The following is a 21,691-nucleotide window of genomic DNA, read 5'->3' on the forward strand; positions in this document are numbered from 1 at the left end:
GCCCCGGCCCCTGCGAGGCTCCGTGGTGTCAGCAGGAAGCACGAGGGCACGGAGGAACGGTTCATGGCTCAGCGCAAGGGTTGTCTCATCGGATGCGGAGTGGCGCTGGTGCTGGGCATCGGGGTCCTCGTCGCCCTCTTCCTCGGCCTGGGCAAGATGGTCGACGTCGCCGAGAAGACCCTGCTGGACCCGAAGGTCTACGCATCGGTGAACGTCGGCGATCCCGAGGGCGAGGTCCGCGCCAAGCTGCCCTCGGGCGAGACCTTCGTCAAGAGCGCCCTCAAGGAGGGCGGTCCCGCCGAGCCCGCGGGCAGCGTGTGCGCCTGGTACGTGTCCGGCGACGACAAGGCCGCCGAGGACGTGCTGCGGCTCTGCTTCAAGGACGGCAAGCTGGCCGAGAAGGCCCAGTACCGCATGAAGTAGCGCCCCGCGCCTTCCTCCCGGGCGGGGAGCAGTATTGCGGTAAACCGCATTAGTGCGCCGCGCCGATTCGCCGTCGCGGCCTTCCGGCGGACCGTCGATAAGAAGTCGAATCCGGCCCGGGAAGGCCCTCGGGCGGCCCGGGTCCGATGAGGGCGCGAAGCCCCGCACCCAAGCGCATCGGTCCAGTTCGGGGCCGTCGGGACGGTCCGGCTCCCGCCTTCCGCCGGCGCCCCCGGACGCGGGTTCCCCCGGCCACTGGGATTTCCGGCCGCATTGACGGGCCCGGCGCGTGGGGACAGCCTGGGGCACCGCCCTCCGGCGCCGGAGCCGGAACTCCCACGAAGGCGGCGACGATGACCCGTTCCCACCCGATCCGCACGGCCGTCGCCACCGCGGCGGCCGCCGGCCTCCTCTCCCTCTCCGCCTGCGGCCTCGGCGGCGGCAGCGGCGGCGGCGCGGGCGAGGCGCACCGGACCGGCAGGGTGGCCGGGGAGATCACCTTCCGGACCCTCCAGCTGAAGCCCGTGTACACGGCCTACGTCCAGGGGGTCATCGACTCCTTCGAGCGCAAGTACCCCGACGCCAAGGTGAAATGGGAGGACGTCCCGGGCGACGGCTACAACGAGAAGCTCGTCGCCGACGCCCGGGCCGGGGCCCTGCCCGACGTGGTCAACCTCTCCACCGACTCCTTCCAGCTCCTCGCGGACCGGGGCATGCTCGCCGACGTGGCCGCCCTCGACGGGGGGCTCGCCAAGGAGTACGTCCCCGGTGCCTGGGAGCAGTTCAAGCTGCCGGGCAAGGGCGACGGGGTCTACGCCTACCCCTGGTACGTGACCCCCGAGATCCTCACCTACAACCAGGACCTCTTCACCGCGTCCGGCCTCGACCCCGACCGGCCGCCCACCACCGTCGAGCAGTTCTTCGACTGCGCCGAGCAGATCGCCGCCCGCTCCGGCGGCCGGTACGCGGCCTTCATGGCCGACCCCAAGGGCCGGCTGCCCGGCGACTGGCAGAAGATGGGCGTGCCCCTGCTCGACCCGGCCGGCGACCGCTTCACCTTCGACACCGACCGGGCCGTCGCCTGGGCCGAACGCATGAAGGACCTGTACGCCAAGGGCGCCATGCCCAAGGAGTCCCTCCTGAAGGCCGACGACATCAACCAGCTCTACGGCAGCGGCAGACTCGTCTTCGGCCCCGGCTCCCCGGGGTTCGTCAAGGACATCAAGGCCAACGCACCGCAGGTCTACGCGAAGACCAGGGTCGCGGGCGCGGTCACCGGCACCCTCGGCCACATCGGGATCTACGCCCAGTCCCTCGGCATCCGCAAGGACACCGCGCACCCCGACGCCGCCGCGGAGTTCGCCGCATGGGTCACCAACGGCCCCAACCAGGTGGAGTTCTCCCGCCGGGCCACCATCTACCCCTCCAACGCCCGGGGCCTGGCCGACCCGCGCTTCGCCGACCGGGGCGACGGCAAGGACGCCGAGACGCTGGCCCGCGCGATCGGCGCCGAGCAGCTCAAGGCGGCCGCGCTCGACGCCAACACCCCCGTCCAGTGGACCAGCCAGGTCGGCGACGCGGTCACGCGCGAGATGCAGAGGGCCATCACGGGGGAGCAGGACGCCCGGACGGCCGTGCGCAAGGCCCAGGAGGAGGCCAACCGGCTGCTGGCCGCAGCGGACAAGAGGTGACGGCGCCGCGGGACGGAGGGGGGCCGGCGCACCGCAGGTGGTGGAGCCCGTACCTGTTCCTCGCGCCCGGGCTGGCCGCCGTGCTGCTGTTCAGCCTGTGGCCGTTCGTCAACACCGTCGTCCTGTCCCTCACCGACGCCCGGGTCCTGGACGGCGGGAGCTTCGTGGGCCTCGCCAACTACCGGCGGGCCCTGGCCGACCCCGACTTCTGGGTGGCGGCCGCCAACAGCGTGCTCTACCTGCTGGTCGTCGTGCCCTGCCTGGTCGTGCTGCCGCTGGGGCTGGCCGTCCTGGTCCGGCGGGAGGTCCCCGGCATCGGCCTGTTCCGGTCCGCCTTCTACACGCCGGTGATCGCCTCCGCCGTGGTCGTCGGCCTGATCTGGCAGTGGCTGCTGCGCAGCGACGGGGCCGTCAACGCCGTCCTGGGCCGGCTGCGGCTGGTCTCGGAGCCCGTGCCCTTCCTGACGGACGGCACCCTGCTGCTGGCCTCCGCGATGATCGTCACGGTGTGGAAGGGCCTGGGCTACTACATGGTCTTCTACCTGGCAGCCCTCGGGAACGTGCCGGGCGCGCTCTACGAGGCGGCCGCCCTCGACGGCGCGGGCCCGGTGCGCCGGTTCGTCAGCATCACCGTCCCGTCCGTGAAGCCGATGATGCTGCTGGTCGGGACGCTGTCGGCGATCTCGGCCCTGCGGGTGTTCACCGAGGTCTACATCCTGGGCGGGGAGAGCGGCGGCCCCGGCGGCGGCGCCCGTACCCTGCCGTTCCTGATCCGGCAGGTCGGCCTGGGTTTCGCGGGGGAGACCGGCTACGCCTCCGCCCTCTCCCTGCTGCTGTTCCTGCTCACCCTGGCCTTCAGCCTGCTGGGCCGCCGGCTGGCTAAGGGCGACGAGGCATGAGCACACGAGGGGACACGAACGGGCGACCGGACGCGCGCCGGCGACGGGACGCGCGCCGGCGACGGGACGCGCGCCGGCGACGGGACGCGGGCCGGCGAACGGGCACGGCCTGGCGACCGGGCGCCGGCAGGCGCCGCGCCGGCCTGGCGGCCCGCTACCTGACGCTCTGCCTGGCCCTCGTGGTCACGACCGGCCCGCTCGCCTGGCAGTTCCTGACCTCGCTGCGCGGGCGCGGCGAGAACGTCTACGAGGGGGTCCTGCCGGCCCGGCCCACCCTCGGCAACTACGTCCGCGTCGCCGAGTCCTTCCCGCTGCTCCCGTACACGGCCAACACCCTCGTGGTCGCGGCCCTCGCCGTCACCTCGAACCTGGTGTTCGCCGCCATGGGCGGCTACGCCCTGTCCCGGGAGGGCTGGCGGGGCCGCAGGGCGGTCTTCACCGTGCTGACGGCCACCCTGATGTTCCCCTTCGAGTCCGTGATGATCTCGATGTTCCTCACCGTGCGCGGGATGGGCCTCGTCGACACCCTCGTCGGCGTGTGGCTGCCCGGCGCGGTCTCCGTCCTCAACATCATGATCATGCGGGCGGCGTTCCTCGCCGTCCCCAGGGAGCTGGAGGAGGCCGCTGTGCTCGACGGGGCGAACGAGTGGACCCGTTTCACCCGCGTCTTCGTCCCCTCGGCCAGGGGCGCCCTGGCCGTGGTGTGCATCACGAGCTTCATGGGGGCCTGGGACGACTTCCTGTGGCCCCTGATCGTCCTGACCGACAGCGAGCACTACACCCTCCAGCTCGGCCTGAAGAGCCTGGCCGGCGCCACGACCGTCAACGACCAGCGGCTGATCGCGGCCGGGGCGATGGCCGCCCTGCTGCCGATGATGCTGCTCTTCCTCGCCCTCCAGCGCTTCTTCTTCCGGGGCGTGGGCGAGGGAGCCGTCAAAGTCTGAACCGCACCCGACCCTCCTCCTGGAGCCGCCGTCATGCACGACGACCGCAGCATCACCGAGCAACGCCTCCGCCGGGTCCTGGGCGAACGCATCAGGCCCGCCGTCCGCTCCCGGACGGTGCCGCTCACCGTGGAACGCTGGGACGCCCCCGGGGAGCCCGTACCCGCCGCCGAGGCGCTGGCCGCCCCCTACGCGCCCTGCGCGCCCGGCGACGCTTGGGGCCCGGCCTGGGGCACCACCTGGTTCCGGGTCACCGGCGCCGTACCCGCCGACTGGGCGGGCCGCACCGTCGAGGCCGTCCTCGACCTCGGCTTCGACCGGATGATGCCCGGCTTCCAGTGCGAGGGCCTGGTCCACCGGGCCGACGGCTCCGAGGTCAAGGCCCTCAACCCGTACAACGACTGGGTGCGCGTGGCCGACCGGGCGGCCGGCGGCGAGCGGATCGAGTGGTACGTCGAGGCCGCCGCCAACCCCGTCCTCGTCGAGCACCGCCCCACCGCCGAGGGGGACCGGCTGACCAGCGGCGACCGGCCCCTGTACCGGCTGGCCCGGATGGAGCTGGCCGTCTTCGAGACCGCGGTCTGGGAGCTCGTGCAGGACCTCGACGTCCTCGAAGGGCTCATGGGCCAGCTCGCCGAGGACGACGCCCGCCGCCACACGGTCCTGCACGCCGTCGCCTCCGCCCTCGACGAGGTGGACCTCGACGACGTCCCGGGCACGGCCCCCGCCGCCCGCGCCCGCCTCGCCGGGGTGCTCGCCGCCCCCGCGCACGCCTCCGCCCACCGGATCAGCGCCGTCGGCCACGCCCACATCGACTCGGCCTGGCTGTGGCCGCTGCGCGAGACGGTCCGCAAGGTGTCCCGGACCGCCTCCAACATGGTCGCCCTGATGGACGAGCACCCCGAGTTCGTCTTCGCCATGTCCCAGGCCCAGCAGCTCGACTGGATCAAGACCCACCGGCCCGAGCTCTTCGAACGGGTCAAGAAGAAGATCGCGGACGGGCAGTTCGTACCGGTCGGCGGCATGTGGGTGGAGTCGGACACCAACATGGTCGGCGGCGAGGCCATGGTCCGCCAGTTCCTCTACGGCAAGAAGTTCTTCCTGGAGGAGTTCGGCATCGACACCAGGGGGGTCTGGCTGCCCGACTCCTTCGGCTACACCGCCGCGCTGCCGCAGATCGTCCGGCTGGCGGGCAACCAGTGGTTCCTCACCCAGAAGATCTGCTGGTCCCAGACCAACCGGTTCCCGCACCACACCTTCTGGTGGGAGGGCATCGACGGCTCCCGCGTCTTCACCCACTTCCCGCCCGTCGACACCTACAACAGCGACCTCGGCGGCGCGCAGCTCGCGCACGCCGCCCGCAACTACCGGGAGAAGGGACGGGGTTCGCGCTCCCTGGTGCCCTTCGGCTGGGGGGACGGCGGCGGCGGCCCCACCCGCGAGCAGCTGGCCAGGGCCCGCCGCCTGCGGGACCTCGAAGGCTCCCCGCGGGTGGAGATCGAGCGCCCGGACGCCTTCTTCGACAAGGCCCGCGCCGAGTACGGGGACGCCCCCGTCTGGGCCGGCGAGCTGTACCTGGAACTGCACCGGGGCACCTACACCTCCCAGGCCGGGACCAAGCAGGGCAACCGCCGCAGCGAGTCGCTGCTGCGCGAGGCCGAGCTGTGGGCGGCGACCGCCGCCGTGCGCGTCCCCGGCTTCGCCTACCCGTACGAGGACCTGGAGCGCCTCTGGAAGACCGTCCTGCTCCACCAGTTCCACGACATCCTGCCCGGCTCCTCCATCGCCTGGGTCCACCGCGAGGCCCGCGAGACGTACGCGCGGGTGGGGGAGGAGCTGCGCGCCCTCACCCTGGCCGCGCAGACCGCCCTGGCGGGGGAGGGCGGGCGGGAGCTCGTCTTCAACTGCGCCCCGCACGCGCGGCGCGGGGTCCCGGCCGGCGGCGCGGACCGCCCCGCCGCGGCCCCGCAGCCGGTCACCGTGGAGGAGCGGCACGGCGGCGGGTACGTCCTGGCGAACGGACGGCTGCTGGTGGAGGTCGACGGCCGGGGCCTGATCGTCTCCGCGTACGACCTCGAACAGGGCCGGGAGGCCGTCGCCCCGGGCACCGCCGCCAACCTGCTCCAGATCCACCCGGACTTCCCGAACATGTGGGACGCCTGGGACGTGGAGGCCTTCTACCGCAACAGGGTCACCGACCTCGACGCCCTCGACACCCTGGAGGTCTCCGGGAGCGGCCCCGACGCCTGCACCGTCGCCGTCACCCGCTCCTTCGGCTCCTCGGCCGTCTCCCAGACGATCACCCTGCGGGCCGGGGCCAAGACCGTGGACCTGGTCACCGAGGTGGACTGGCACGAGACGGAGAAGTTCCTCAAAGCCGCCTTCCCCCTCGACGTGAAGGCCGAACGGACCGCTTCCGAGACCCAGTTCGGCCACGTCCACCGCGCCACCCACACCAACACCTCCTGGGAGGCCGCCCGGTTCGAGATCTGCGCCCACCGCTGGATCCACGCGGAGGAGCCCGGCTGGGGCGTGGCCCTGCTCAACGACTCCACCTACGGCCACGACGTCACCCGCGACGTCCGCCCCGACGGCGGCCAGACCACCACCGTCCGCCTCTCCCTGCTGCGCGCCCCGCGCTACCCGGACCCCGAGACCGACCAGGGCCGCCACACCCTGCGCTTCGCGCTCGCGCCGGGCGCGGACGTCGGGGACGCGGTGCGCGAGGGCCATGCGCTCAACCTGCCCGAGCGCGTCCTGCGCGGCGCGGGCCCCGTCGCGCCGCTGCTGTCCGTCGACAACGACGCGGTCGTCGTGGAGTCGGTCAAGCTCGCCGAGGACCGGGGCGGCGACGTGGTCGTGCGGCTCTACGAGTCCCGGGGCGGCCGCGCCCGGGCCGTCCTCACCGCCGGCTTCCCCGTCGGCGCGGCGACCGAGACCGACCTGCTGGAGCGCCCCCTGCCGCCCACGGCCGTCGGCGCCGTGACCCCGTCGGGGGAGGTCCCGCTGAACCTGCGCCCGTTCCAGATCGTCACGGTCCGCCTCCACCGCTCCTGACGGGATCGGGCCCGGGCCGGACCCGCCCCGTCGCCCCCGTGGCCCCGGCCGCGGGGGCGGCGGGGCCGTGAGAGTCGCCACAGCTCTTTTGCACCTAGTTGCAAAACCGTCTCCCGCTCCCTTACAACAGGGGTCAGGACACCGCGCGAGGAGACACGCACCCATGAGCCCGTACCCGCACCTGCTGAGCCCCCTGGACCTCGGCTTCACCACCCTGCCGAACCGCGTGATCATGGGCTCGATGCACACCGGCCTGGAGGAGCACCAGGGCGGCTTCGAGCGCCTCGCCGCCTTCTATGCCGAGCGCGCCAAGGGCGGCGCCGGCCTGATCGTCACCGGCGGCATCGCCCCCAACGACGCCGGACGCCCCTTCGAGGGCGGCTCCCGCCTCACCACCGAGGAGGAGGCCGCCGAGCACCGGGTGATCACCGACGCGGTGCACGCCGAGGGCGGGAAGATCGCGATGCAGATCCTCCACTTCGGCCGCTACGCCTACCACAAGGACCTCGTCGCCCCCAGCGCGATCCAGGCCCCCATCAGCCCCTTCGTCCCGAACGCGCTCTCCGACGCCGAGGTCGAGCGCACCGTCGAGGACTTCGTCCGCGCCGCCCGCCTCGCCAAGCTCGCCGGCTACGACGGCGTCGAGATCATGGGCTCCGAGGGCTACCTGGTCAACGAGTTCATCGCCGCCGCCACCAACAAGCGCACCGACCGCTGGGGCGGCGCGTACGAGAACCGCGTGCGCTTCCCGCTGGAGATCGTCCGCCGCACCCGCGCCGCCGTCGGCGAGGACTTCATCCTGATCTACCGCCTGTCCATGCTGGACCTGGTCCCCGGCGGCTCCACCCTCGACGAGGTCGTCCACCTCGCCAAGGAGATCGAGGCGGCCGGCGCGACCATCATCAACACCGGCATCGGCTGGCACGAGGCCCGCATCCCCACCATCGCCACCTCCGTCCCGCGCGGCGCCTACACCTGGGTCACGCAGAAGCTCATGGGCGCGGTCTCCGTCCCGCTGGTCACCAGCAACCGCATCAACACCCCCGAGAAGGCCGAGGAGATCCTCGCCGAGGGCCGCGCCGACCTGGTCTCGCTCGCCCGCCCCTTCCTCGCGGACGCCGAGTTCGTCGCCAAGGCCGCGGCCGGCCGCCCCGAGACCGTCAACACCTGCATCGGCTGCAACCAGGCCTGCCTCGACCACACCTTCAGCGGGAAGATCACCAGCTGCCTGGTCAACCCGCGCGCCTGCCACGAGACCGAACTCGTCCTGTCCCCGACCCGGACGAAGAAGACCGTCGCCGTCGTCGGCGCCGGCCCGGCCGGACTCGCCTGCGCCGTCTCCGCCGCCGAACGCGGCCACGCCGTCACCCTCTTCGAGGCCTCCGGCCACATCGGCGGCCAGCTCGACGTCGCCCGCCGGATCCCCGGCAAGGAGGAGTTCGCGGAGACCATCCGCTACTTCGGCAACCGCGTCGAGGCCCTCGGCATCGACCTGCGCCTGGACACCCGCGCCGACGTGGAGACCCTGCGCGGCTACGACGAGGTCGTCGTCGCCACCGGAGTCACCCCCCGCACCCCCGCCATCGAGGGCGTGGACCGGGACGACGTCGTCAGCTACCTCGACGTGCTCCGCGACGGCGCGCCCGTCGGCGAGCGCGTGGCCGTCGTCGGCGCCGGCGGCATCGGCTTCGACGTCGCCGAGTTCCTCACCGACAGCGGCGAGGGCGCCGCCCAGGACCCCGCCGTCTACTTCCGCCACTGGGGCGTCGACACCGCCTACGCCGGCCCCGGCGGCCTCACCGCCCCCGAGCGGCCCGCGGCCCCGCGCAAGGTGACCCTCCTCCAGCGCAAGACCACCAAGGTCGGGGCCGGCCTCGGCACCACCACCGGCTGGATCCACCGCGCCGAGCTCAAGCACCGCGGCGTCGTCTCCGTCGCCGGTGCCACGTACGAGCGGATCGACGACGAGGGCCTGCACATCACCGTCGACGGCGAGCCGCACCTGGTCCCCGCCGACACCGTCGTGCTGTGCACCGGCCAGGAGCCGCGCCGCGACCTGTACGAGGCGCTGCGCGCCGAGGGCATCGAGGCGCACCTGATCGGCGGCGCCGACGTGGCGGCCGAACTCGACGCCAAGCGGGCCATCCGCCAGGGTACCGAGCTGGCCGCGGGGCTCTGAGCCCCTGAACCCCCCGGCGAAAAGGCAGTTGTGGCGGTCCGGCCGGGCCGCCACAATCGCCGGGTGACGCTGACACCCGCAGAAGCCGACAGGATCCTCGCCGACCACTTCGCCCCCTGGGTGCTCGCCCTCGGCCTCACCGTCGAGGAGACCGGAGAGCGGCACGCCGTCCTGCGGCTGCCCTGGTCCGACTCCCTGGCCCGCGACGGCGGCGGCCTGTCCGGCCAGGCCCTGATGGCCGCCGCCGACACCGCCACCGTCATCGCCGTCTCCGCCGCGCGCGGGGCGTACGGCCCGATGACCACCGTCCAGCAGTCCACGAGCTTCCAGCGGCCGGTCGTCGGCGCGGACGTGCTCATCACCGTCCGGGTCACCAAGCTCGGCAGGCGGATGGCCTTCGCCGACGCCGCCATGACCCCGGAAGGCGCCGAGGACCCCGCCGCCACCGCCTCCACCGTGTACGCCCTGCTGGGCTGACGGGGTGCGGGCCCCCGCCTCCCTCTGGCGCAACCGCGACTTCACCGTCTTCTGGCTCGGCCAGGCCCTGTCCGTCATCGGCGGCTCCCTCACCCTGATGGCGCTGCCCGTGCTCGTGCTGGTCGCCACCGGCTCGCTCGTCCAGATGGGCCTGATCACCGTCGTCTCCGGGGTCACCGGGATCCTCACCGGGCTGTTCGCCGGCCATGTGGTGGACCGTTCGGACCGCCGCCGCCTGATGATCGCCTGCGATCTGCTGCGGGCCGTGCTGCTCGGCGCGGTCCCCCTGGTCTGGCTGACGGCCGGCCCCCGCCTGTGGGTGCTCTACGTCCTGACCGCACTGGTCACCGCCCTCAAGACGGTGTTCGACGTGGCGTACGTGACCGCCGTCCCGCACCTGGTGCGCGGCGAGGACCTCACCGCCGCCAACGGACGGCTGATGGGCACCTTCGCCGTCGGGACCCTGGTGGGTCCGGTGGCCGCGGGGCTGCTCACCGCCGAGGCCTCCGCCGAATGGGCGCTCGGGGTGGACGGGGCCACCTTCCTGGTCTCGGCGCTGAGTCTGCGCTGGGTGTCCTTCGGACGCCACGCGGGGCCCGCGGACGAGGCCCCCGCCCCCGCGTCCGCGGGCGCCCGCCTGCGCGAGACCTTCGTCGTGGGCTTCCGCTTCCTGTGGGGCCACGCCCTGCTGCGCCCCCTGACCGTCCTGCTCACCCTGCTGACCTTCGTCACCATGGGCGCCACCGACCTGCTGATCTACCGGGTCGAGGAGGACCTGGGGCACGGCCCCGCCACCCTCGGCTACGTGCTCGCCGTGAGCGGGGCCGGCGTCATCGGCGCGGCCCTCGCGGCCGGCCGGCTGCGGCGGGCCCTCGGCTTCGGCCCGTGCTGGCTGGGCGCCGTCGGGCTGATCGCGGTGGGCGTCGCGGGCATCGGCCTCAGCCGCAGCGTGCCCGTGATCGCCGTCCTGGCCGCCGTGTTCATGTTCGGCACGACCCTCGGCGGGGTCTGCTCTATGACCCTGCGCCAGGAGGTGACCCCGGACGCCCTGCTCGGCCGGGTCACCTCCGCCTTCTGGACGGTGCACAACGCCGGCGGCCCCGTCGGCGCCGCCGTCCTGACCGTGACGGGCAAGCACTACGGCGTGCCGGCGGCGAGCGTCGCCGGCGGCGCGCTGTGCCTGCTCGTCCTCGCAGCGGGGCTGGCCACCCCGCTGCGCGGCGTCCGCCCGGCCGCCGGGATCAGATGTCGATCACGCGGTAGGCGATCGTGTACACCCCGCCGGAGCCCTCCAGCGACCGGTACTGCACCTCGCCGTTGAACTCGCTGCCGGTGACCAGCGTCGCGCCCAGCTTGTCGTCCGCGCTGGTCGTGTCGTAGTCCCACAGGGTGAGGGTGCGGGCCTGCTGCTTGCCGAGGACCAGGGCGCTGCTGCCGTTGCCGTCCGCCAGCGAGCGCACGTAGCCGGCGCCCATCGTCTGGTACTTGACGTTGTTGCCGGGCCAGACCTTGACCTGGTTGCCGTTGGCGTCGGTGATGTTCAGGTACGCCTCGTCGTGGTCGCCCTCGCTCTGCTGGTGGCAGGTCAGTTCGAGCAGCTCGATCTTCACGTAGTCGATCGGCTCGGCCTGCGCGGTCCCCGCGAAGCCCGCGAGGCTGCCCAGGGCGATGAGGGAGGCGGCGGCGAAGCGGGCGGTGATGCGGTTCATGGTGGAGTCCCCCGGATGTCGGTTCCGTCCTGCGGGCCGCCGCGGCGGCCCGGAGCGCCGGTCCCCCCGGCGCGTTCACCACGATGCCGCGCCGGACGGCCCCCGCTCCACGCGCGTTCCGCTGAGCGGAACTCCGTGCGCGGGGCGGGAGCCGGGGCCGGGGTCAGAACCGCTGCGGTCCGGCCGGGAACGGCAGGGGCTCCCCGCCCGGCCGGGCGTCGTGCCGCTGGGCCGGGGCCGGCACGGTCGTGCAGGCGACGTCCCGCGCGGGCAGCCGGCCGGTGGCCAGGTAGGAGGTGACGGGGGCGTTCACGCAGGAGCCGGGCTCGCTCAGGTACACCGTGTGCCCCTCCCCGCCCCGGGCGAGGACCATCCGCGAACCCCGCAGGACGGAGTGCATCCCCAGCCCGCTGACCAGCGGGGTCTGCGAGTCCCACTCGTTCTGCACGGTCAGCGCGTCCGCCCGGGTCCGCATCGGCGTGGCCGCCTCGGCCGGCCGCTGCCAGAAGGCGCACGGCTTGATGTTGGAGGCCATGTCCCCGTACAGCGGGTACCGGGCCTTGTCCCGCTCCGCGTCGCGCCGGTACTGCTCGGGATCGCGCGGCCAGGCGTCGGTGTCCCCGCACACCACCGACCAGAAGACGGCGGTGGCGTTGTCCGAAGCGGGTTCGGCGGCGCCGCGCAGGGCGGTGCGCACGTCCGGCACGGCGAGGCCCTTCGGCGGCGGGGTGCCGTCGGCCGCGGCCTTGAGCGCGCTGACGGCCGGGGCCGCCTGGGCCGGGGAGAAGAACATCGGCCGGCCCCGGCGGATGTCGTCCCCCGTGATCTTCTGGCCCTGGAACTCGATCGGGTCGCGGTCCGCCCGTGCCACCAGGCCCCAGAAGGTGGCCGACACCGCCTCCGGGGTGGCTCCGAGGCGGTACTCGGCGTCGCGCTCCGCCGTCCACCGCGTCCAGCGGGCGAACGCCGGCTCGGCCTCCGAGGCCCACACCTGGATCATCCCCCGCCAGATCCGCTGCGGGTCCACCGCGCTGTCCAGCACGAACCGGTCGGTCCGGGACGGGAACATCTGGGTGTACACGGCGCCGAGATAGGTCCCGTAGGAGTAGCCCAGGTACGAGATCCTCCGCTCGCCCAGGGCCGAGCGGATCGCGTCCATGTCGCGGGCGGTGTTGCGGGTGGTGATGTACGGGAGCACCGCGCCGGCCTTCTCCCGGCACTTGTCCGCGACCGTGCGCGCCCAGGCCACGTCGGAGGGGAAGGTCTCGGGCCGGTAGGCGCGCTGGAACTGCTGCTCCGCGTCGGTCAGTCCGCAGCCGACCGGGCTGCTGGCGCCGACCCCGCGCGGGTCGAAGCCGATCAGGTCGTACCGCTCCCGGACCTCCGGGGGCAGGGCCGCCCCCGCCGTCAGGGGCAGGTCGAGGCCCGGGCCGCCCGGGCCGCCGGGGTTCATCAGCAGGACGCCGTGCCGCTTGGCCGGGTCCGGGCTCTTCACCCGGGATATCGCGAGGTCGAGCGTGCGCCCCCGGGGCTGCCGGTAGTCGAGCGGCACCGTGAGGGTCGCGCACTCGTACGAGGCCGGCTGCTCGGCACTGCACCGGTGCCAGGCGGGTCTCGCCGGCCCGTACTCCTGGACGGCGGGGTCGGCGGCTGCCGGGGCGGCGGTCAGGAAGGGCAGGGAGCCGGCGAGGAGCCCGGCGGTGGCGAGCAGGGGTGCGAGGCGTTTCATGCGCGGCACGGGAGGGCCGTTCCTTTCGGCGGACGACGGTTCCCTGACACCTTGGAGCACGGCGGGGCGGAGCGAATCATCCCTCGCGGCAGCTCTCGTCCTCCTCGCGAACGAGGCCATTTCCGGACAACTGGCCGACGTGCCGCGCGGGTTCGGAGCGGTGCCGCCGGAGGGCGCTCAGTGGCCGGTGTGCTCGGCGCCGTTCTCGACGCTGCCGCCGAGGCGCTCGCGCAGAGGGGCCAGGGCGTCCGCCGACTGCGCGGTGACCACCCAGCGGTCCCCGACCAGGTAGACGCCGCCGTACGGCTCGGCCTCGGCCAGCCACGAGCGCAGGCCCTCCTCGGCGTGGAAGGTGGTCATGCGGTAGGTGCCCTGGGCGGTCTCGCAGGCGCCCTGGCGCAGTTCCTCGGCCTGGGTGCCCAGTTCGGCGGTGCAGCCGAGGGCGGTGGCGATCTGCTCGACCGTCGCCGGGGCGGCGGGCGAGGCGGGCGAGGCGTGGGCGGCGTGCTCCGCGTGCGCGGCCGCCGGGCGGGCGGGCGCGGCGGAACAGGCACCGGCCGCCGAGGCGGCGCACAGGACGGCGCCCAGCGCGAGCGCCCGGCGGATCCGGCGGTCGGAGGGGAACATCGGCAACCTCACGGGAGGGTCGAGGGGGAGGGGGCCGTGGTGCCCGGCGGGGGAGGGGGGCCGGGCACCACGGGATCGGGGGCGGCGTGCGCCGGCGGCCTAGCCGGCGGCCTTCGCCTTCTTGCCCTTGTCGGTGACGGCGAACCAGAGGCCCTGCTTGCCCTGCCCGTTGGCGTCGCCCGGCTGCTTGTCACCGGTGAACGTGTAGACGGGCCAGCAGTCGATCGTCAGCTGTTCCGAACCGTCCGGCCGTTTCACCGTTCCGACCAGTTCGGCGGGAATTCCGGAGACCTCCGACTTGTCCACGGGTTTGGCGGGCTTCCAGGTGTCCAGGCAGGCGTCGAGGCAGCCGAATTTCATCGGCCAGGCGCTGTCCTTGTCGAAACGGTAGAGCGTCCAGCCCTCCGCGTTCTGCAGAATTCCGCCCAGCTGGGCGTTCTGCCGGACCGAGAGCGAGACCTTCTTGCCGTCCGTCGAGGGATTCGCCCCCGCCCCCATGTTCATTCCCATTCCGGATCCCATTCCCGAGCCCGTGTTCATCCCGGAGCCCGAACCCGACCCGGAGCCCGCGCCCTTGCCCGCCGCGGCCGGCTTGCCGTCGGGACCCAGGACGTGCCAGGTGCCGCCGACGCCCTCGCCGAGCGCGTCCCCGGCCTTGGCGTCCTTCGCGTAGCGGTACACCGGCCAGCCCCCGAGCGTCAGCTGGCGGAGGCCGTCGGCCCGGGTGACCGAGCCCAGCATCGAGGCGTCGACACCCGCCCCGGCCTGCGCGTCGTCCGCGAGGACGACCGGCCAGGCCTTGGCGCAGTCGCCCTCGCAGTTGGACTTCGGGGGCTTGGCCGTGTCCTTGTCGAACCGGTAGAGGGTGAAGCCCTCGCCGTCCGTGACCCCGGAGCCGAGGCCGGCCATCTCCTGCACCTTGAGCTGCCCGGCCGGGCCGCTCTTCGCGCCCCCGCCCGCCGGGGCGTCGGAGGCCCCGGCGGCGTCACCCGAACCCGAACCCGACCCGGATCCGTATCCCGATCCGTACAGGTCGAGCTGCTTGCTGTCGCTCACAGGCTTCACCGCATTCCCCTTCGCAGTGGAATTCCCGTCGGCACCGCACCCGGCCGTCAACAGCAGTACCGCGACCGCCGCCGACCCGGCGATTACTTCACGGCGCATTGTCTTCACGATCTCTCCTTGAGGTTCTGGTTCGATCCCGTGGGCTCACTGCCTTCGCCCATTGATACGGGGCCCCGGCCGGTCGGAGTCGAATTCCCCGGGAATTTGTCAGATCGCGACAGGAATGAACTCGGGCCCCCGCCGCGCCCGTGCGCGCCTCATTCCCGGAAGCGCAGCGCGAGCGCCGGACAGCGCCGCACCGCGCGCAGCGCCTTGGGCCGCAGCCGCGCGGGGACCGGCATGGAGGCCTGGGCCGGGTAGCCGTCCGCGTCGAGCCGTACGACGTCGGGGAGGACGTCCACGCACAGCCCGTGCCCCTTGCACAGCGTCCAGTCCACGACCAGCCGCTCCTCGCCCCCGGCGGCCTCGTCCCGGGGCAGGGGCAGCGCCCCGGTCACCGGCCGGCCGCAGCCGCTGCCGAGGGCGTGGTCGCGGAACTCCTCGGGGAAGGAGGCGAGCGCCGAGGCCACGAAGTGCGAGGTGCCGTCCGGGTGGCTGCACGCGCCGCGGCGCCGCACCCCTCTCAGCCGGGCCTCCACGGCCTCCAGCGCGGCCCGGCCGCCGCCCCGGACGGCGTCCTCCAGTACGTCGGCCAGTCCCGGCAGCCCCCGTACGCACGGCCCGCACTGCCCGGCCGACTCGTTGGCCATCCAGCGCGTCACCGCCGCCACCTCTCCGGCGGGACAGGTCTGCTCGGGCAGCGGCAGCACCGCCCCGGCCCCCAGCACCGCGCCGAAGGCGGCCAGGGACTGCCGGGACAGGCCCGCGGAGCGGGCCGCTCCCGGGTCCAGCCAGCGGCCGTGGTAGCCGCCCACCAGCACCCCCTGGCCCACGCCGCTCCCGCACAGGTCCAGGACGTAGGCCAGGGAGGTGCCGGACGGGGTCTCGACGACCGTCGAGCCGGCGACCGTGAGCAGCACCGTCCCCGGTTCCGAGGGCAGGCCCACCGAGCGGTAGCCCGCGGCGCCCAGCCGGGCGGCGACGGCGAGCTGGGCGTAGGTCTCGGTGTTCGACAGCAGGGTCGGCATCCCGCCCAGGCCCCGCTCGCTGGTGCGCACCCGCTGCCCGGACGGAAGCGCCGGGCCGCCGTTCAGACCGCTGACGAGGGCGGTGCCCTCGCCGGTCACGAACCGCTCGGGGAGCCGGGCCACGCGCACGCGCCGTCCGCCCGGGCCCCGTTCGTCGACGGCGTCCCGCACCGACTGCTCCACGTCCGCCCGGGTGACGGCCACCACCACCTCCTCGGCGGACACGGCGGCCGCGGCCAGCAGGGCGCCGTCCAGCACCAGGTGCGGGGCGTGCAGCAGCAGCGCCGTGTCCTTGAGGCAACTCGGCTCGCCTTCGCTGCCGTTGACCACGACGGCGGTGGCGGACTCCTTCTCCCGGGCCGACCGCGTCACGGCCTGCAGCTTGCGCGCGAAGGGGAAGCCCGCGCCGCCGCGCCCCCGCAGGTCGATGTCCGCTGCCAGGTCGACCAGTTCGTCGGGGTGGAAGCGGGGCAGCGGGCCGTGGGCCGCGAGGTGGGCGTCGCGGTCGAGCCACCCGGTCCGGTCGAGCCCGGTCAGCAGCCGGGGCGCGCCCACGCAGCCGAGGCCCGGCCGCCCCGCCGGGCCGCTCACAGCCGCCCCTCGAAGTCGGCGAGGCGTCCGCCGAGCGGCCCGCCGCCCCCGCCGCCCGGGTCCACCGGGGCCGTGGCGGCGGCCGCGTACGGCTGGGCCGCGTACGGCTGGGCCGCGGGCCGGGGCGGCGGCACCGGCCCGGCGGCGGGAGGGGTGGGGGCGGGGCGCTGCCCGGGGACGGCGAGCACCTCGGTGAGGGGCGTGTCCTGCACGAAGTACGCGGGTTGGCGGGAGGGTTGACCCGCCGACGGCGCGGAGCCGGACTGCGGGGCGGTGGCCGGACGGGGGGGAGCGGCCGGACGAGGGGGAGCGGCCGGACGCGGGGGAGCGCCGAGCCGGCGGGCGCGCAGGCGCAGCACGATGACGCCGGCGACCCCGGCCAGGCACAGGGCGTACGAGGCCGTCACCCAGGGGTCCGCGGCGCGGCCGGCCTTCAGCCCGTGCACCAGCGAGGCCCCCCATGCCGGGTAGGCGCCGATGTGCAGCGCCCGCCACCACACGGAGCGGTTCTTGACCGCGAACACACTACGCACGGCGCCGGAGACCGCGACGGAGACGAAGAGATATCCGGCCAGGGTGCCGAGGCCGATCAGGACGGGCCGGTCCGCGTCGGCGAACGGCAGGAACGCACCCGCCGCGGTCGTGTGGCCCTGGGCGACCTTGACCCAGACGTGCAGGGCCAGGAAACCCAGCCCGGCCACGGCCAGACCGCGGTGCACGCCCTGGGCCAGCAGTCGGTGGCCGGAGCCGAGGACCGCCCGGTCGGTGGCCGCCAGGCCCCACAGGACGGTGGCGGTGAGGCTGACGAGCGAGAGCACGCCCACACCGAAGTCGAGGAACTCCCACAGGTGGGACAGGGCTCCCGCGCGGACCGTCACGAGGAGCGAGACGGCGGCGGCGCCGGCGCCGAAGAGCACGCTGGGGCGCAGCCCGCCGGAGGCGGGCAGGAGCGGGGGCCGCCGGACGGCCCGCCGTCCCGCGGCCTGGGCGGCCGCCGCCGCGTGGCGGCTCCTGCGTCGCGACCGGTGGGAGCGGGGTATGTGCGGCTGGGGCAGGGGCATCCAGTTCTCCTGTGCACCGGGGCTCCGAGCACAGTCCACCTGGCGCTCGGCACCCGGGGTCGTGGTGGTGACGGCCGGCAGCGCTGTGGAATTCCCGCGCCGGCCGAAGGGGCTCGGGGCCGGAGTGCAGCAGCATCGTGGAGCTGCGCAGCATCTCCACAGGATTTATCGAAACGTGATAATTTCTCGCACCGCGTCTCCGGCGCATCGAACAACGCCGGAAGATTCCCCTCCAGTGGAGGTCGTGACAGGCCACCGCGTCGCGCGCCATCCATGCGCCCCCGGGGGCAAAATCAAGGCAAACCCGCGGGGTGCAAAAGTGGCCGGATCCCTCCAGAAGGGCGCGCGGGGGCTGCAACTCTCTTGACAGGCAGGGTGGTTGGCGAGGCAGACCATCCTGGCGGGCTTGTCGCTCCTCCACCGGACAGGCCTCACCCCGGCAAGAACGAGGAAATGATGTGCGAACTTCTGAACCGCATCTGGTCCCGCCCGCGAGGAGAGTGGACGCGTGCCGTGCGCAGGGAACTCCCCGCACTGGCCGCGGAGATAGTGGAGGAGCTCCTGCATGGAATTCCCGGATTTTCCACACTTGTCGACGGTAATGACGCCATCGACGACGATCTGATCAGACAGCGGGTGGAAGAGGCCCTCCTCACCGCCCTCGGCTACCGCGACGAACCCCACCGCGAAGAGGGCGAGGACAAGGACGTCCTCGCGGCCGGCCTCGGCTGCGCGGACGGCGTCGGGGAGGCGGCCGGACCGGACGCCGGACACGACGTCAGGCACGACGGCCGCCGCGACGACCCCCGCGAGGACGCCCGCGGAGCGGCCCGCGGCGACGGCCACACCCACGGCCACACCCACGGCCACACCCATGGCCACACCCACGGCCACGCGCACGTCCCCGGTCCCCGGCAGGAGACCCCCGCCGCGCCCGACCGGGTGCGCCAGGAGCTCTTCAAGGCCCTCACCGACGACCGGGCCGCCTCCCAGGACTCCCTCGACGACCTCGCCCGGGCCGCCGGCTGGCCCCTCCCCGCCGCCGTCCGGGCCGTCGCCCTCGCCACCCCCGGCGAGGCCCAGCAACTGGCGGCCGTCCTCGACGACGCCCTCGCCGGCATGTTCGCCGGCCGCCCCTGCCTGCTGCTCCCCAGCGCGGAACCGGACGCCCGGGCGGCCCTGGAACCCACCCTGCGCGGCCGCCTGGCCGCCGTCGGCCACGCCGTCGCCCTGCGGGACACCGCCTCCTCCCTGCGCTGGGCCCTGCGCCTGCTCACCCTCACCCCCGCCCGCGCCGGCGTCGACGCCCGCGCGGTCTTCGTGGACGACCACCTCTCCACCCTCCTGCTCCTCCAGGACGAACCCCTGGCGCACGCCCTGGCCGCCCGCTGGCTGCGGCCGCTCGCCGACCTGACCCCGCGCCAGAGCGAACGGCTGGAGGTGACCCTGCTCGCCTGGCTGGAGGGCGGCGGAGCACCCGAGGCCGCCAAGGCCCTCAACGTGCACCCGCAGACCGTCCGTTACCGGATGCGCCAGCTGGAGAAGCTCTTCGGGCCCGGGCTGCGCGACCCCCGGACCCGCTTCGAACTGGAGATGGCCCTGCGCAGCCGCCGTCTGATGGCCCAGGTGCGCCGCCAGCACTCCCGGGTGGCCCGCCGGGCCGCCCGCGTGGTCACCGCCGACTTCACCCCCCTGGTCGTCGGCCGGATGGCCCGAGTCAACGGCCTCTGACCGGGGCCGCCGGCCCCGTGCGAAAGCGGCCGGCCCGGAGCCGAGGGGCTCCGGGCCGGCCGTCCGCGTGCGCGTGCCGGTCAGCGGCAGGTCCGCCCGCTGTTGACGCAGCCCACCGCCCGCGCCATCAGACCGTCCGACATCACGTTGATGAAGTCCCCGTGGTCGGTCACCGGCTTGTGCAGCTGCTCCGGGAAGCTGTCCACCGCGAACCGCGCCCCGGGCGCGACCCCGTACGTCACCCGCTCCACCAGCTGCGGAATGGCCGTGAAGCCCTTCTTGCAGCGCCCGGAGGCGTCCGGGAAGGCCACGTGCGTACGGTGGTTGGCGCTGTCGGTGTTGCGGCCGTCCCAGCAGCTCTGGAAGGTGAACGTGCGCACCACGTCGCTGCCCTTGGGGCAGACCGGGTACTTGTCCTTCAGCTGCCGGTCCTCGAAACCGGTGCAGCTCCAGGAGGCGTTGGCGTTGGCCGTTCCGTTGCTGAAGGCCTTCGCGTCGCCCGTGATGATCCTCAGGAAACGGGGCATCGCCTTGACCGGGCCGGCCGGGCTGCCCTTGAAGCTGATGTTGACCTGCTTGGGCCGCAGGATCGTGCCCACGTTGGCGTCCTGACCGCCGCCCGGGGCCTTCGCGTCGCGCTCCGCCTTCCCGTCGCGCAGCCGCAGCACCGGCCAGTAGTAGGTGGACTGGTCGCCGTTGGAGCAGGTGGTCCCCGAGGCGGCCAGGCTGTTGTTCGTGGAGAAGGCGCTGGTCGTCTTGTTGCCCACGTAGTCGTGCATGTGGTGCGCGCCGTTGGAGACGCCCGGCGCGACGATCACGTTGTCCGGGTTGAAGTGGCCGTTCTCGTTGCGCCCGCACTCCGAGGTGAACGAGCCCTTCGAGGCGGCCGCCGACTGGGCGGGAGCCTTCACGTTGGGCCGCACCCTGGTGATGTCGACGAAGTCGCTCTTCGCCGGCCCGCCCTTCTGGCCGACGCTCCGGGCCCCGTCCTGGGCGGCCCCGGAGAGGGCGGCGGGCTCCGCGGAGGCCGCGTCGTCCTGCGCCGGCGCCTCCTTCATCGAGCACCCGCTGAGCGACCCCAGCCCCTCGGGGCGCCCGCCCGAGCGGCCTATCGCGTCGGACACCTTGGAGATGGTGGTACCGCGCTGGTCGCGCAGCCGGCCCAGCAGGGCGTTCTGCTGCGTCTTGCCCTTCACCTGTCCTGCGGCGAGCTGGCGGTAGGCGTCGGCCACCTGGACGTCCAGCTGCGCGAGGTTCTCGTCCACCTCCGCCCTGGCCTGGTCGGGGACGTCCGTGAGCTTGTCGCCCACGTCGGGGCAGTCGATGGTGGCCGTCACCTGTCCGGTACGGGAGGCGTCCTGGCCGGCGTTGGCGTTCCCGGCGACGATCGCCACCCCGCCGCCGCCCAGCACCAGGGCGCTGACCACGGCCAGGAGCTTCTTCGACAACCGGGGGCGCCTGTGGCCCTGCTGACTCATGCGATCACTTCACTTCAGTTCGTCGGTCGGACATTAGGAGGGGTCGAGGCGCCCTGGGGACGGGCGGGAACGGGGGCGGAGGGCGACGGGCCCGCGTCGGAGAGGGAGTCGAAGTCGACGAGGCCGGTCTCCTCCAGGACCGTGATGTGGTCCAGGACGGTGGTGTTGGCCGAGGTCGCGAGGGCGCGCACCATGGAGTTGCGGGTCTGCGCCCGCACCTGCGCCAGCAGGGCGAAGACCTTGCCGTGCGCCCGGCGCAGCAGCTGCACGAACAGCCGCTCGTACTCCGGCCCCTGGGCGGCGGACAGCTGGTCCAGCCACGCCTGCTGCTGTGCGGAGGGCCGGTCGGGCAGGTCCACCCCGAGGGCCTGGCCGACCTGGAGCACCTGCCGGTCCAGCTCGGTGTGGCCCTCCACCAGGTGCTGCCCGGCGGTGCGCACCGCGGGACGGGTGCCGCGCTGCTGGGCCTGCCGTCCGGCGGGGAGCTCCCACAGGCCGGCGAGCCGCACCTTGCGGACGAAGTCCCGGTCCACGACGCTCAGCGGCCCGTACGCCGTGCTCATGGTCCCGCCGCCGTCGTCCTCGACCCCGGCGGGCAGGGCCGCCGTCCCGGCCGGCGCGGCGGCCGCCCGGTCGCCGAACTTCGACACCGGGACCAGCAGCGCGACCAGCGTGACCACCAGCGCGCTGATGACCAGGCCGCTCCCGATCGTGTATCTCGTGGCCACGGACAGGCCGCCGGTGGATCGCCGCCGCAATGACAGCACGCTGCCTCCTCGATCGGTGGGCTGGGGGTGGCACGGGACGCTAGTGCCCGCCGGGGCGCCGTCGCGGAAGGACCATCACCATCGGACAAACATCCGCGCGGCCCCTCGAAAGGCTGCTACCTTGCCGCGTTCCGGG

At 73.9% G+C, this 21,691-nt stretch carries 17 protein-coding genes; 9 read left to right on the forward strand and 8 right to left on the reverse strand.

Translation table 11 applies throughout. The features are described from left to right. The first annotated feature begins 63 nt into the window (after positions 1-63). The 8 genes from ACIRBY_RS00200 (at position 64) to ACIRBY_RS00235 (ending at position 10,991) form a co-directional block, all read left to right on the forward strand. Positions 64-423 (forward strand): hypothetical protein, encoded by a 360-nt coding sequence (locus ACIRBY_RS00200; protein ID WP_403893788.1) that lies wholly within the window; start codon positions 64-66, stop codon positions 421-423. 353 nt (positions 424-776) lie between these two features. Continuing rightward, positions 777-2,114 (forward strand): ABC transporter substrate-binding protein, encoded by a 1,338-nt coding sequence (locus tag ACIRBY_RS00205; protein ID WP_403893790.1) that lies wholly within the window; start codon positions 777-779, stop codon positions 2,112-2,114. Then, a complete protein-coding gene (locus ACIRBY_RS00210) occupies positions 2,111-3,013 on the forward strand; it encodes a carbohydrate ABC transporter permease (protein ID WP_403893792.1) in 903 nt (300 codons plus the stop codon). The genes ACIRBY_RS00205 and ACIRBY_RS00210 overlap by 4 nt, the downstream gene beginning before the upstream one ends. A gap of 179 nt (positions 3,014-3,192) precedes the next feature. Continuing rightward, positions 3,193-3,957, forward strand: a complete 765-nt coding sequence (locus ACIRBY_RS00215) for a carbohydrate ABC transporter permease (protein WP_403893794.1) — start codon at positions 3,193-3,195, stop codon at positions 3,955-3,957. 33 nt (positions 3,958-3,990) lie between these two features. Then, positions 3,991-7,014 (forward strand): alpha-mannosidase, encoded by a 3,024-nt coding sequence (locus tag ACIRBY_RS00220; RefSeq protein ID WP_403893796.1) that lies wholly within the window; start codon positions 3,991-3,993, stop codon positions 7,012-7,014. Positions 7,015-7,177: 163 nt separating this feature from the next. Beyond that, positions 7,178-9,193: an FAD-dependent oxidoreductase gene (locus ACIRBY_RS00225; RefSeq protein WP_403893798.1), complete on the forward strand. Its 2,016-nt coding sequence runs from the start codon at positions 7,178-7,180 to the stop codon at positions 9,191-9,193. Positions 9,194-9,256: 63 nt separating this feature from the next. Beyond that, positions 9,257-9,670 carry a PaaI family thioesterase gene (locus tag ACIRBY_RS00230; RefSeq protein ID WP_403893800.1) on the forward strand — a complete coding sequence of 138 codons (414 nt, stop codon included), beginning with the start codon at positions 9,257-9,259 and terminating at the stop codon, positions 9,668-9,670. 4 nt (positions 9,671-9,674) lie between these two features. Continuing rightward, positions 9,675-10,991 carry an MFS transporter gene (locus ACIRBY_RS00235; protein ID WP_403893802.1) on the forward strand — a complete coding sequence of 439 codons (1,317 nt, stop codon included), beginning with the start codon at positions 9,675-9,677 and terminating at the stop codon, positions 10,989-10,991. On the opposite strand, the gene ACIRBY_RS00240 is transcribed toward ACIRBY_RS00235, so the two are convergent. From ACIRBY_RS00240 to ACIRBY_RS00265, 6 genes are all read right to left on the reverse strand, one after another. After that, on the reverse strand, positions 10,912-11,379 hold the full coding sequence (locus ACIRBY_RS00240; protein WP_403893804.1) for a hypothetical protein: 468 nt from the start codon (positions 11,377-11,379) through the stop codon (positions 10,912-10,914). The two genes, ACIRBY_RS00235 and ACIRBY_RS00240, sit on opposite strands and share 80 nt — an antisense overlap. 163 nt (positions 11,380-11,542) lie before the next feature. Then, on the reverse strand, positions 11,543-13,108 hold the full coding sequence (locus tag ACIRBY_RS00245; RefSeq protein WP_403895196.1) for an alpha/beta hydrolase: 1,566 nt from the start codon (positions 13,106-13,108) through the stop codon (positions 11,543-11,545). A 177-nt stretch (positions 13,109-13,285) separates the two neighbouring features. Then, positions 13,286-13,735, reverse strand: a complete 450-nt coding sequence (locus ACIRBY_RS00250) for a hypothetical protein (RefSeq protein ID WP_403893806.1) — start codon at positions 13,733-13,735, stop codon at positions 13,286-13,288. A gap of 99 nt (positions 13,736-13,834) precedes the next feature. Continuing rightward, complete coding sequence (locus tag ACIRBY_RS00255; RefSeq protein ID WP_403893808.1) at positions 13,835-14,899, reverse strand: SCO0930 family lipoprotein; 1,065 nt, start codon at positions 14,897-14,899, stop codon at positions 13,835-13,837. A gap of 158 nt (positions 14,900-15,057) precedes the next feature. Beyond that, positions 15,058-16,518, reverse strand: a complete 1,461-nt coding sequence (locus ACIRBY_RS00260) for an NADH-ubiquinone oxidoreductase-F iron-sulfur binding region domain-containing protein (protein ID WP_403893809.1) — start codon at positions 16,516-16,518, stop codon at positions 15,058-15,060. Continuing rightward, positions 16,515-17,579, reverse strand: a complete 1,065-nt coding sequence (locus ACIRBY_RS00265) for a hypothetical protein (RefSeq protein ID WP_403893810.1) — start codon at positions 17,577-17,579, stop codon at positions 16,515-16,517. Before ACIRBY_RS00265 ends, ACIRBY_RS00260 begins: the two co-directional genes overlap by 4 nt. A gap of 513 nt (positions 17,580-18,092) precedes the next feature. Between ACIRBY_RS00265 and ACIRBY_RS00270 the strand changes: the two genes are divergently transcribed. After that, positions 18,093-19,310, forward strand: a complete 1,218-nt coding sequence (locus ACIRBY_RS00270; RefSeq protein WP_403893812.1) for a PucR family transcriptional regulator — start codon at positions 18,093-18,095, stop codon at positions 19,308-19,310. An 80-nt stretch (positions 19,311-19,390) separates the two neighbouring features. Here ACIRBY_RS00270 and ACIRBY_RS00275 read toward each other — a convergent pair whose 3' ends face one another. Further along, positions 19,391-20,788, reverse strand: a complete 1,398-nt coding sequence (locus ACIRBY_RS00275; RefSeq protein ID WP_403893814.1) for a DUF1996 domain-containing protein — start codon at positions 20,786-20,788, stop codon at positions 19,391-19,393. Positions 20,789-20,802: 14 nt separating this feature from the next. Next, entirely contained in the window at positions 20,803-21,555 is a 753-nt protein-coding gene (locus ACIRBY_RS00280; RefSeq protein ID WP_403893816.1) for a DUF4142 domain-containing protein, read from the reverse strand. Positions 21,556-21,691 lie beyond the last annotated feature (136 nt).

It is taken from the genome of Streptomyces sp. NPDC096136, assembly GCF_044763325.1.
Lineage (GTDB): Bacteria > Actinomycetota > Actinomycetes > Streptomycetales > Streptomycetaceae > Streptomyces.

Coding starts and splice junctions, on each gene's coding strand:
- ACIRBY_RS00245 (WP_403895196.1), bottom strand. CDS start 13,108: ATGAAACGCCTCGCACCCCTGCTCGCCACCGCCGGGCTCCTCGCCGGC.
- ACIRBY_RS00255 (WP_403893808.1), bottom strand. CDS start 14,899: ATGCGCCGTGAAGTAATCGCCGGGTCGGCGGCGGTCGCGGTACTGCTG.
- ACIRBY_RS00240 (WP_403893804.1), bottom strand. CDS start 11,379: ATGAACCGCATCACCGCCCGCTTCGCCGCCGCCTCCCTCATCGCCCTG.
- ACIRBY_RS00275 (WP_403893814.1), bottom strand. CDS start 20,788: ATGAGTCAGCAGGGCCACAGGCGCCCCCGGTTGTCGAAGAAGCTCCTG.
- ACIRBY_RS00225 (WP_403893798.1), top strand. CDS start 7,178: ATGAGCCCGTACCCGCACCTGCTGAGCCCCCTGGACCTCGGCTTCACC.
- ACIRBY_RS00265 (WP_403893810.1), bottom strand. CDS start 17,579: ATGCCCCTGCCCCAGCCGCACATACCCCGCTCCCACCGGTCGCGACGC.
- ACIRBY_RS00200 (WP_403893788.1), top strand. CDS start 64: ATGGCTCAGCGCAAGGGTTGTCTCATCGGATGCGGAGTGGCGCTGGTG.
- ACIRBY_RS00205 (WP_403893790.1), top strand. CDS start 777: ATGACCCGTTCCCACCCGATCCGCACGGCCGTCGCCACCGCGGCGGCC.
- ACIRBY_RS00250 (WP_403893806.1), bottom strand. CDS start 13,735: ATGTTCCCCTCCGACCGCCGGATCCGCCGGGCGCTCGCGCTGGGCGCC.
- ACIRBY_RS00220 (WP_403893796.1), top strand. CDS start 3,991: ATGCACGACGACCGCAGCATCACCGAGCAACGCCTCCGCCGGGTCCTG.